We start from the raw sequence: 10,118 nt of genomic DNA, 5'->3' as shown, positions 1-10,118 counted from the left end.
ACGCCCGGTTACATTCCGAACCCGGAAGCTAAGCCTTACAGCGCCGATGGTACTGCAGGGGGGACCCTGTGGGAGAGTAGGACACCGCCGAACAATCTTTGGGAAGGACCCCTGGTCACCAGCGTTCAGCTGGGACCAGGGGTCCTTTCGTTTTTACAATGCTTGTGTACCTAAGACAGGAGTCACCGATGTCCACCAACTCTCCCGACGACCGACCGGAGCGCGACCAGCGGCGACGGGACAGTGGTGACCGGGGCGATCGTGGCAACCGCGGGGAGCGCGGCGGATTCCGTCGTGACAACGACCGCGGTGGCAGCGGCGCCGGCCGTGGTGGGTATGGCCGGCGTGATGACCGTCGGGGAGACGACCGCGGCGACCGGGGTGACCGCGGTGGCTTCCGTCGTGATGACAACCGTGGCGGCGGCTACGGCCGGCGCGATGACCGCCGTGACGACCGTCGAGATGACCGCCGTGGCGGCGACGACCGTGGGGCCCGGCCGCCCTTCCGGCGCGATGACCGGCCTACGGGTCCCCGTCGCGACGATCGCGATCGTGGGTTCCGTCGCGACGGTGACCGTCCCGCCTTCCGCCGGGACGACCGAGGCGACCGCCCCGAGCGCGGGGACCGCCGGAGCGATGACCGCGGTGACCGTGGCGGATTCCGTCGTGATGACAACCGTGGTGGTGGCTACGGCCGTCGTGACGACCGGCGGGGCGAAGACCGTGGCTACGGCCGGCGTGACGACCGCCGTGAAGGCGGCGACCGCGGCGAGCGTGGTGACCGCGGCTTCCGTCGCGATGATCGTGGTGACCGCGGCTTCCGTCGCGATGATCGGGGCGACCGCGGTGACCGTGGCGGCTTCCGCCGCGACGACAACCGTGGCAGCTACGAGCGACGTGACGACCGTCGCGATGACCGCCGTGGCGACGACCGTGGTGAGCGCGGTGGGTTCCGTCGTGATGACCGCCGTGACGACCGCCGTGGTGACGACCGTGGTGAGCGCGGTGGGTTCCGTCGTGATGACCGCGGCGATCGCGGCGATCATGGTGGCTTCCGTCGCGATGACAGCCGTGGCGAGCGCGGTGGGTTCCGTGGCCGGGACGACCGACGGGACGACCGTGGTGGGCGTGGGCCGCGCGGGGACGACCGTGGCGGACGGCCCGGTGGCTTCCGTGGGCGGGACGACCGGCGCGGTGGCGACGACCGGCGTGGCGGTGGCCGGTTCCGTGATGACCGGGACCGTGGTGACCGCGAGCCGATCAAGCGGCTGCCGATCCCCGAGGACGTCACGGGCGAAGAGATCGACCAGGACGTACGGCAGGAACTCCAGAGTCTGCCGAAGACGCTCGCGGAGGATGTCGCCAGGAACCTGGTGATGGTCGCGCGGCTCCTCGACGAGGACCCCGAGAGCGCTTACGGCTACTCCAAGGTGGCCCTGCGGCTGGCGTCGCGTGTCGCCGCCGTGCGCGAGGCGGCCGGGTTCGCGGCGTACGCGAACCAGAAGTACTCCGAGGCGCTCGCCGAGTTCCGGGCCGCGCGGCGGATGACCGGGAGCGTGGAGCTGTGGCCGCTGATGGCCGACTGCGAGCGTGGACTCGGGCGGCCGGAGAAGGCGCTGGACATGGCCGGGGCGGCGGAGGTGCACAAGCTCGACAAGGCCGGTCAGGTGGAGATGCGGCTCGTCGCGGCCGGCGCCCGGCGTGACATGGGGCAGCTGGACGCGGCCATCGTGACGTTGCAGAGCCCCGAGCTGGCTTCCAACTCCGTACAGCCGTGGACCGCGCGGCTGCGGTACGCGTACGCCGACGCGCTGTTCGCCGCCGGGCGGCAGGGTGAGGCGCGGGAGTGGTTCGCGAAGGCCGTCGAGGCGGACAAGGACGGCAGCACGGATGCTTCCGACCGGCTCGCCGAGCTGGACGGTGTCGACTTCGTCGACGCTCTCGACGAGAGCGAGAGCGAGAGCGACAGCGAGGGCGCGAACGGGGACGTCAGTGGTGAGCAGGCTCCGGGCGAGCTCGAAGAGGGCGACGACGAGTGAGCCGCGCGTGAAGTGAGGGGCGGGATCCCGGGCCGGGGTCCCGCCCCTTCCGCGTTCAGGCGTCCAGTGTGCGAAGGACCAGGCCCGACGCCGGTTTCGGCCCGAACGACGTCGACTTGCGGGGCATCGTGACGCCTTGGCGGGCGAGGTCGCGTACGACGTCCTCGCGGACGGGGTGCATCAGTACGGCCGTACCGCCGTCGCGTTCCGCCTTCTTGACCGTCGCAGCGGTGTCGTGGATGTAGGCGATGCGGGTGGGGTCGTCCTCGGGGACGTGCCAGACGTGGGCGAGGAGCGTGGAGTGCAGGACCGTCGCGTCCAGGGTGCGCCAGGCCGTGGGGCGGTCGGTGGGGACCGTACGGGCGAGGAGGTCCGGATCCGGTCGGTCGACGAGGTGGAAGGCGCCGTCGCCGGCGAGCAGGTAGGCGTTGCCCGCGCAGGCCGCGTCGGCCAGCGCCCCCAGGGCCTCGGCCCGCGGGACTTCGAGGCGGCGTACGCGGAACAGGCCGTCGAGGGCGGCGACGGCGTCCGGTACCGGCAGTGTGTGCAGGAGCCGGTGGATGGCGCGGACGCGCAGCGGATAGCGGGCCGTGTCGACCAGCAGGACCAGGCCGTGGTCCCAGGGGCTGGGCGAGCCGTGCTCCGCGCGTAGACGGCGATACGTCGCCCACCGATGGTGGCCGTCGGCGATCAGGGCCTGGCGGCGGGCCAGGTCCGACTGGATGCCGGCCAGGTCCGTGGGGTCGGTGATCGCCCACAGACGATGGCTGAAGCCGTCCTCCGTGGTGGTCGCGAGGAGCGGCGGGCCATCGATCGTGCGCTCGATCACCGAGGCCGTGTCGGCCGGTGTTCCGTCGCCGCGGTAGGTGAGGAGCAGGGGTTCGAGGTTCGCGGAGGTGGCGCGCATCAGTGCCGCTCTGTCGGCGACGATGTGCGGCATGACGTCCTCGTGCGGCAGCACCAGGCCCTCCGACGGATCCGACACGCGCAGGGCGCCGATGACGCCGCGCTGGAGCATGCCCTCGTCGTCACGCTGTTCGTAGACGTAGAGACGGGGCTCGGGATCCGTGGTCAGGACGCCCTCGGACAGCCAGTGGCGCAGGGTCTTCGCCGCCTGTTCGTTGCGGGCGGCGGGCGTGTCGGCCTGGGGGAGGATCAGGCGGACGATGTTGTGCGGGTCCGCGTCCTGGAGGTGGTGCAGGCCGTCGGGGCGGACGACGACGTCGTACGGCGGGGATGTCACGGCGGCCAGGCTGCCGACCCGGTCGGGGTCGTAGCGAAGTCCTCGGAACGGGGTGAGTTCGAGGCCTCGGCGCGCCGTTGCTTCCGGGTGACCTGCTGTGTTCATCCAGGCATCGTACGGGTGTCAGTGGCATGGGGGATGATCGGGGGAAAGCCGTCGAACGAGGAGCGATGCCAAATGAGCCAGACCGTCAGGAGCAGGCCCGCGGGCAGTGGCCAGGCCCTGAGCGAGGCGTACGACACGGCGCTGCTCGACCTCGACGGTGTGGTGTACGCGGGCGGCAACGCGATCGCGCACGCCGTGGAATCGCTGGCGGCCGCTCGCACGGGCGGGATGCATCTGGCGTACGTCACGAACAACGCCCTGCGGACGCCGGACGTCGTGGCCGCGCATCTGACGGCGCTGGGGATACCCACGGGCGCGGACGACGTGATCACTTCGGCGCAGGCGGCGGCGCGGCTGATCAGTGAGCAGGTGCCGGAGGGCTCCCGGGTGCTGGTGATCGGTGGGGAGGGCCTGCGGGTGGCGCTGCGGGAGCGCGGTCTCGAGCCGGTGGAGTCGGCGGACGACGATCCGGCGGCGGTCGTGCAGGGGTACGGCGGGCCGGAGCTGGCGTGGGGCCGGTTCGCGGAGGCGTGCTACGCCATCGCGCGCGGGGTGCCGTGGTTCGCGTCCAACACCGACCTGACGATTCCCAGCGCGCGGGGCATCGCGCCGGGCAACGGGGCGGCGGTGGAGGTCGTCCGGATCGCCACCGGCGCCGAGCCTCAGGTGGCGGGCAAGCCGTTGCCGCCCATGCACCGGGAGACGATCCTGCGCACCGGTGCCGAGCGGCCGTTGGTGGTCGGGGACCGGCTGGACACCGACATCGAGGGCGCGTTCAACGGGGAGGTCGACTCGCTGCTCGTGCTGACCGGCGTGACCGACGGGGCGCAGCTGCTGGCCGCGCCGCCGCACCATCGGCCGACCTATGTCGACGAAGATCTGCGGGGGTTGCTCACCGGGCAGCCGGAGGTCGCGAAGGAAGGGGAGGGCTTCCGGTGCGGTGGCTGGACGGCGATCGCGCGGGGAGAGCGGCTGGAAGTCGATGGTGAGGGGGCGGCCCTGGACGGGCTGCGGGCGCTGTGCGCGGCGGCCTGGACGGCGGCGGGGGACGGCTCGTGCACGTTGGACTCGGGGAAGGCGCTGGCGCGCCTGGGTCTGTGAGCCCTGGCACGGCTGAGGAGTGAGGGACGGCGCGCAGCGGGATCGTGGCTGAATAGGAGGGTAGGCTAACCTAACCGGGTGTTGGTCGACAGTCCTCCCGAACAGCGCGCGGAGTCCCAGTCCGCGCCCCCAACCCGACGGGCGATACGTGCCGTTGGGCTGCTCGTCGCCGTCCTGATCCTGGTGGCCGTCGTATTGGCCAGCATCGCGATCGGGGCGAAACAGCTGTCCCTGGGGGAGGTCTGGCACGGGCTGTTCGACAGTTCCGGGACCTACGGCGATGTCGTGGTGGGTGACCGGATCTCGCGCACCCTCCTCGGCCTGCTCGCCGGCGCGGCACTCGGTCTCGCCGGGGCTGTGCTCCAGGCGCTCACCCGTAATCCGCTCGCCGACCCCGGGCTGCTCGGCATCAACGCGGGCGCGTCCGCGGCGGTCGTCACCGCGATCACGTTCTTCGGCGTCACCAGCCTGAACGTCTATGTCTGGTTCGCCTTCGTCGGCGCGGCGGCGGTCGGGGCGCTCGTCTGGTTCCTCGGCGGCAGCCGGGGTGCCACACCGGTGCGGCTCGCGCTGGCCGGTACGGCGATCAGTGCCGCCCTCTACGGCTATCTCCAGGCCGTGATGATCACGGACGACGTGGCGCTGAACAAGATGCGCTTCTGGACGGTCGGTTCGCTGACCTCGGCGACCGACTCGACCATCACGCAGGTGCTGCCGTTCCTCGTTGCGGGCATGGTCCTGGCGCTGGCGCTGGCCCGGCCGCTGAACGCCATGGAGATGGGCGACGACACCGCCAAGGCCCTCGGCGCCCATCTGAACCGCACCCGGGTGCTGGCGATGCTCGCCGCCACCGTGCTGTGCGGTGCCGCCACCGCGGCCTGCGGGCCGATCGTGTTCGTCGGCCTGATGGTGCCGCACGTCGTGCGCTCCTTCACCGGACCCGACCTGCGCTGGATCCTGCCGTACGCGGCCATCCTGTCGCCCGTGCTGCTGCTCGGCGCCGATGTCCTCGGCCGGATCGTCGCCCGGCCCTCCGAGCTCCAGGTCGGCATCGTCACCGCGATCCTCGGCGGACCGGTCTTCATCTTTCTCGTACGACGGCGGAGGACGGCCCAGCTGTGAGGACCGCAGTGAAGAGCGAAGCGAAGACCGAGGCAGCGAGTCCGAGGGCCACCCGGTCCAACCGTGCCGTGCGGACCCCGGGCGGCCTCTCCGTCCGGCTCGACGTCCGGGCGCTGATCGTCGTCCTGCTGTTGCTGCTCGCCGCGCTCGCCGCGAGCGTCCTGCTGATCGGCACCGGGGACTTCCCGATCGGGGCCGGCGACGTGCTCAGAACCCTGTTCGGCGGCGGCAACGCCGGTCAGGAGTTCATCGTCAACGAGCTGCGGCTGCCCAGGGTCCTGGTCGCGCTCCTGGTCGGCGCCTCGCTGGGCCTCGGCGGAGCGCTGTTCCAGGCGCTGTCCCGCAACCCGCTGGGCAGCCCGGACATCCTCGGCCTGGCGCAGGGGGCCACGGCCGGGGCGCTCGTGGTGATCGTGCTGTTCTCGGGCGACGCCCGCCAGGTCACCGGCGGTGCTCTCGTGGGCGGACTCGCGACCGGTCTCGCCATCTATCTGCTCGCCTGGAAGCGGGGCGTGCACGGCTATCGACTGGTCCTGGTCGGTATCGGCATGTCCGCGATCATGACGGCGGTCAACGGCTATCTGCTGACCAAGGCCGACCTGGTCGAGGCGACCCGCGCGCTCGTGTGGATGACCGGCTCCCTCAGCGGCCGGGACTGGGCCCAGGTCTCGCCGCTGCTCGCGCTGTGCGTCGTCCTCGTACCGCTCGTCCTCGCCAACGCGCGCGGGCTGCGGATGATGGAGATGGGCGACGACGTCTCGTACGCCCTGGGGGTGCGCGTCGAACGCGTACGGCTGCTGTTGATGCTGTCCGCCGTGCTGCTCACCGCCGCCGCGACGGCCGCCGCCGGCCCGGTCAGCTTCGTGGCGCTCACCGCCCCGCAGCTCGCCCGGCGCCTGACCCGCTCGCCCGGCCCGAACCTGCTGCCCTCCCTGTGCATGGGCGCCGCCCTGCTCGTCGCCGCCGACTGGATCTCCCAGCGGGTCTTCGGCGCCGACCAGATGCCGGTGGGCGTGGTCACGGGCGTACTCGGCGGTGTGTATCTGCTGTGGCTGCTGGTCACCGAGCGCAGGGCGGGCCGGATATGAGCGCCGCGAGCGGCAAGAGCAACGGGCTGAACAACCGAAGGAGCACTGTGAACCGCCTGTCCGCCGACAACGTCACCCTCGCCTACGACCAGCGGGTCATCGCGGAGCAACTGTCGGTGGAGATACCCGACAACTCCTTCACCGTGATCGTCGGCCCGAACGCGTGCGGCAAGTCCACGCTGCTGCGCGCGCTGTCACGGATGCTCAAGCCCAGTCAGGGCCGGGTGCTGCTGGACGGGCAGGTCATCCAGTCGATGCCGGCGAAGAAGGTCGCGCGCACGCTGGGTCTGCTGCCGCAGTCGTCGATCGCACCCGACGGGATCACCGTCGCCGACCTGGTGGGCCGCGGCCGGTACCCGCACCAGGGGATCCTGCGTCAGTGGTCGACCGAGGACGAGCGGGTCGTCCAGGAGTCGATGGAGCAGACCGGGGTCGCCGAGCTCGCGGATCGCTATGTCGACGAGTTGTCGGGTGGTCAGCGGCAGCGTGTGTGGATCGCGATGGCGCTCGCCCAGCAGACGCCGCTGCTGCTGCTCGACGAGCCGACGACCTACCTCGACATCCAGCACCAGATCGACGTCCTCGATCTGTGCGCCCAGCTGCACGAGGAGCAGGGACGCACGCTGGTGGCCGTGCTGCACGACCTCAACCACGCCGCCCGGTACGCCACCCACCTGATCGCCCTGCGCGGCGGGGCGGTGATCGCCCAGGGCGCGCCCAACGACATCGTCACGGCCGAGCTGGTCGAGGACGTCTTCGGGCTGCGCTGCCAGGTCATCGACGACCCGGAGACGGGCACGCCGCTGGTGGTGCCGGCGGCGCGCAAGGCACGTACGGAGGAGAAGGTGCCGGCTACAGAAGCTTCCTGAGCAGCAGCAGGTCGCGCACGCCCGCGTGCAGCTTCACCCGGCCGGAACCCCAGGCCCTGGCGAAGCTGAGCTCACCGTCGACCAGGGCGACCAGGTCGTCCCCGGTCATGCTCAGCCTGATCTGGGCCTTCTCCGGAGGCGGGCCCTGGATCGTGTCGTGGACGTGGATCCGGCCGCCCGCCATGCGGCCGGCGAACGTGACGTCCAGGTCGGTGATGTGGCAGCTCACCGAGCGGTCCAGGGCCGCTGCCGCCCGGGCGTCCCCTTCGGCGCGCTGCATGTTGTCCGAGAGCTTTTCGAGTGCGGCGCGGCACTCCTCAGTCGTGGCCATCGAGATCGACGGTACCCCAGCGGTTCGGGGTAGCGTCTGGGCATGAGCGACACGGTTCCGGAGACGGAGATCCCGGTGCAGGAGGCGGCGGCCGAGCAGCCGGCCGAGGCGGTCGAACCCGAGTACGATCCCGCCGCTCCCGCCCCGCTGGACGTCCCTCGTACCCCGACCGGCGACGCCGCCGTCGACGCCCAGCTGGAACGGCTCGGTGACACCGACCACCTCGCCACGGACGGGCACCTGGAGGTGTACGAGGATGTACACCGGGGGCTGCGCGACGCGCTCACCGCGCTCGACGCCCGCCCGGGACCTCCGGCGCCCCCGTCGATGCCTGGGATGAGGAGCTGAACCGAACGTGGCAGGAGTCGCACGCCGCCGTCTCGACGCGGAGCTGGTCCGCCGGAAGCTGGCGCGTTCGCGCGAGCACGCCAGCCAGCTGATCGCCGCCGGGCGGGTGACCGTCGGCAAGACCGTCGCGACCAAGCCGGCCACCCAGGTGGAGACGGCGGCGGCGATCGTCGTCCAGGCCGACGGCGGCGATCCCGAGTACGTCTCGCGCGGCGGCCACAAGCTCGCGGGCGCGCTGGAGGCCTTCGGGCCTCAGGGGCTCGCGGTGGAAGGGCGTCGGGCGCTGGACGCCGGCGCGTCCACGGGCGGCTTCACGGATGTCCTGCTGCGGGCCGGTGCCGCGCATGTCGTCGCCGTCGACGTCGGATACGGACAACTCGCCTGGACTCTCCAGAGTGATGAACGCGTGACCGTCAAAGACCGTACGAACGTACGCGAGTTGACGCTCGAAGCGATCGATGGGGAACCAGTGGATCTTGTCGTGGGGGATCTGTCCTTCATCCCGCTCGGCCTGGTGCTGCCCGCCCTGGTGCGGTGCGTGAAGCCGGACGCCGATCTGGTGATGATGGTGAAGCCGCAGTTCGAGGTGGGGAAGGAACGGCTGGGCAGTGGGGGAGTCGTACGGAGTCCGCACTTGCGGGCGGAGGCCGTGCGCGGTGTCGCCGAGAAGGCGTGGGAACTCGGGCTCGGGGTGAACGGGGTCACGGCGAGTCCGTTGCCCGGACCCTCGGGGAACGTCGAGTACTTTCTGTGGCTGCGTGCCGGAGCGCCCGCTCTGGACCCGGCCGACGTTGACCGTGCAGTGGCGGAGGGGCCGCGTTGATGCAGAACCGAGCTCGTACTGTTTTTCTGCTCGCCCACACGGGGCGGCCGGCGGCCATTCGCAGCGCCGAGTTGGTGGTCAAGGGGCTGCTGCGGGAGGGCATCGGGGTCCGTGTCCTGGAGTACGAGGCCGCCGACCTGCCGCTGCCGGACGAGGTGGAACTCGTCAAGGAGGCGACCCCGCAGTGCCTCGACGGGTGCGAGCTGCTCATCGTGCTCGGCGGTGACGGGACGCTGCTGCGGGGCGCCGAGTTCGCGCGGGCGTCCGGGGTGCCGATGCTGGGCGTCAACCTCGGGCGGGTCGGGTTCCTCGCGGAGGCCGAGCGGGACGATCTGGACAAGGTTGTCGACCGGGTCGTGACCAGGGCGTACGAGGTCGAGGAGCGGATGACCGTCGACGTCGTCGTCCATCAGAACGGCGACATCGTGCACACGGACTGGGCGCTCAACGAGGCCGCCGTGCAGAAGGCCGGTGCGGAGAAGCTCCTCGAGGTCGTGCTGGAGATCGACGGGCGGCCGGTGACCGGGTTCGGGTGCGACGGGATCGTGCTGTCCACGCCCACCGGGTCCACGGCCTATGCCTTCTCGGCGGGTGGGCCCGTGGTGTGGCCCGAGGTGGAGGCGCTGCTGATGGTGCCGATCAGCGCGCACGCGCTGTTCGCGAAGCCATTGGTGACCTCGCCGAACTCCGTGCTCGCGGTGGAGGTTCTGCCGCATATCCCGCCGGGGGTCCTGTGGTGTGACGGGCGGCGGACCGTGGAGCTGCCGCCGGGGGCGCGGGTCGAGGTGCGGCGGGGGGCTGTGCCGGTGCGGCTGGCTCGGCTGCACCACGCGTCGTTCACCGACCGGCTGGTCGCGAAGTTCGCCTTGCCGGTCTCCGGGTGGCGGGGGGCGCCGCACTAGGGCCTGTCGTTTGGATCAGGCCGGCTGAGAGGGACTGCGCCTGTCGGTCGACCCGAGCGGGGTCTGGTGCGTGCAGCTGCAAGGCGGAGGAGGGAGCCGACGCGGAGCGTCGGCGAGTGACGACAACGCGGCAGATGTGCGTGCCAG

11 protein-coding genes and 1 rRNA gene are annotated in these 10,118 nt (G+C 71.5%); 9 read left to right on the top strand and 3 right to left on the bottom strand.

The annotated features are described in order from the left end of the window. Positions 1–93: ribosomal RNA gene (rrf, locus tag ACIQWG_RS40750) — 5S ribosomal RNA — on the top strand; the annotation flags it as partial. An 89-nt stretch (positions 94–182) separates the two neighbouring features. On the opposite strand, the gene ACIQWG_RS40745 is transcribed toward rrf, so the two are convergent. Beyond that, complete coding sequence (locus tag ACIQWG_RS40745; RefSeq protein WP_404106212.1) at positions 183–1,046, bottom strand: hypothetical protein; 864 nt, start codon at positions 1,044–1,046, stop codon at positions 183–185. A 222-nt stretch (positions 1,047–1,268) separates the two neighbouring features. On the opposite strand from ACIQWG_RS40745, the gene ACIQWG_RS40740 reads away from it, so the two are divergent. After that, positions 1,269–2,039, top strand: coding sequence for a hypothetical protein (locus ACIQWG_RS40740; RefSeq protein WP_404106209.1), 771 nt, complete (start codon positions 1,269–1,271; stop codon positions 2,037–2,039). Positions 2,040–2,094: 55 nt separating this feature from the next. Here ACIQWG_RS40740 and ACIQWG_RS40735 read toward each other — a convergent pair whose 3' ends face one another. After that, positions 2,095–3,387, bottom strand: a complete 1,293-nt coding sequence (locus ACIQWG_RS40735; RefSeq protein WP_404106206.1) for a DUF1015 family protein — start codon at positions 3,385–3,387, stop codon at positions 2,095–2,097. A 72-nt stretch (positions 3,388–3,459) separates the two neighbouring features. Here ACIQWG_RS40735 and ACIQWG_RS40730 point away from each other — a divergent pair, with 72 nt between their 5' ends. The 4 genes from ACIQWG_RS40730 (at position 3,460) to ACIQWG_RS40715 (ending at position 7,567) form a co-directional block, all read left to right on the top strand. Continuing rightward, positions 3,460–4,488 carry an HAD hydrolase-like protein gene (locus ACIQWG_RS40730; RefSeq protein WP_404106204.1) on the top strand — a complete coding sequence of 343 codons (1,029 nt, stop codon included), beginning with the start codon at positions 3,460–3,462 and terminating at the stop codon, positions 4,486–4,488. Between the two features lie 78 nt (positions 4,489–4,566). Continuing rightward, positions 4,567–5,610, top strand: coding sequence for a FecCD family ABC transporter permease (locus ACIQWG_RS40725; protein ID WP_404106201.1), 1,044 nt, complete (start codon positions 4,567–4,569; stop codon positions 5,608–5,610). 8 nt (positions 5,611–5,618) lie between these two features. Beyond that, complete coding sequence (locus tag ACIQWG_RS40720) at positions 5,619–6,698, top strand: FecCD family ABC transporter permease (RefSeq protein WP_404106198.1); 1,080 nt, start codon at positions 5,619–5,621, stop codon at positions 6,696–6,698. After that, positions 6,695–7,567, top strand: a complete 873-nt coding sequence (locus ACIQWG_RS40715; protein ID WP_404106195.1) for an ABC transporter ATP-binding protein — start codon at positions 6,695–6,697, stop codon at positions 7,565–7,567. Before ACIQWG_RS40720 ends, ACIQWG_RS40715 begins: the two co-directional genes overlap by 4 nt. Here the strand turns inward: ACIQWG_RS40715 and ACIQWG_RS40710 are convergent. Then, on the bottom strand, positions 7,551–7,898 hold the full coding sequence (locus ACIQWG_RS40710) for an SCP2 sterol-binding domain-containing protein (RefSeq protein WP_404106192.1): 348 nt from the start codon (positions 7,896–7,898) through the stop codon (positions 7,551–7,553). The genes ACIQWG_RS40715 and ACIQWG_RS40710 overlap by 17 nt on opposite strands. 42 nt (positions 7,899–7,940) lie before the next feature. On the opposite strand from ACIQWG_RS40710, the gene ACIQWG_RS40705 reads away from it, so the two are divergent. Genes ACIQWG_RS40705 through ACIQWG_RS40695 form a run of 3 tightly spaced genes read left to right on the top strand, consistent with a single transcriptional unit; the run spans position 7,941 to position 9,971 of the window. After that, positions 7,941–8,246, top strand: coding sequence for a hypothetical protein (locus tag ACIQWG_RS40705; protein WP_404106189.1), 306 nt, complete (start codon positions 7,941–7,943; stop codon positions 8,244–8,246). 7 nt (positions 8,247–8,253) lie between these two features. Continuing rightward, complete coding sequence (locus ACIQWG_RS40700) at positions 8,254–9,069, top strand: TlyA family RNA methyltransferase (RefSeq protein WP_404106186.1); 816 nt, start codon at positions 8,254–8,256, stop codon at positions 9,067–9,069. Further along, a complete protein-coding gene (locus tag ACIQWG_RS40695; RefSeq protein ID WP_404106184.1) occupies positions 9,066–9,971 on the top strand; it encodes an NAD kinase in 906 nt (301 codons plus the stop codon). Before ACIQWG_RS40700 ends, ACIQWG_RS40695 begins: the two co-directional genes overlap by 4 nt. Positions 9,972–10,118 lie beyond the last annotated feature (147 nt).

Source organism: Streptomyces sp. NPDC098781 (assembly GCF_044759995.1).
Taxonomy (GTDB): Bacteria; Actinomycetota; Actinomycetes; order Streptomycetales; family Streptomycetaceae; genus Streptomyces.
This window is presented reverse-complemented; position numbering and strand designations above follow the sequence as displayed.

What these genes read in the sequence shown, in the direction of transcription:
- ACIQWG_RS40745 (WP_404106212.1), bottom strand. Translation starts at nt 1,046, where the DNA reads ATGATCGCCGCGATCGCCGCGGTCATCACGACGGAACCCACCGCGCTC.
- ACIQWG_RS40735 (WP_404106206.1), bottom strand. Translation starts at nt 3,387, where the DNA reads ATGAACACAGCAGGTCACCCGGAAGCAACGGCGCGCCGAGGCCTCGAA.
- ACIQWG_RS40730 (WP_404106204.1), top strand. Translation starts at nt 3,460, where the DNA reads ATGAGCCAGACCGTCAGGAGCAGGCCCGCGGGCAGTGGCCAGGCCCTG.
- ACIQWG_RS40715 (WP_404106195.1), top strand. Translation starts at nt 6,695, where the DNA reads ATGAGCGCCGCGAGCGGCAAGAGCAACGGGCTGAACAACCGAAGGAGC.
- ACIQWG_RS40710 (WP_404106192.1), bottom strand. Translation starts at nt 7,898, where the DNA reads ATGGCCACGACTGAGGAGTGCCGCGCCGCACTCGAAAAGCTCTCGGAC.
- ACIQWG_RS40705 (WP_404106189.1), top strand. Translation starts at nt 7,941, where the DNA reads ATGAGCGACACGGTTCCGGAGACGGAGATCCCGGTGCAGGAGGCGGCG.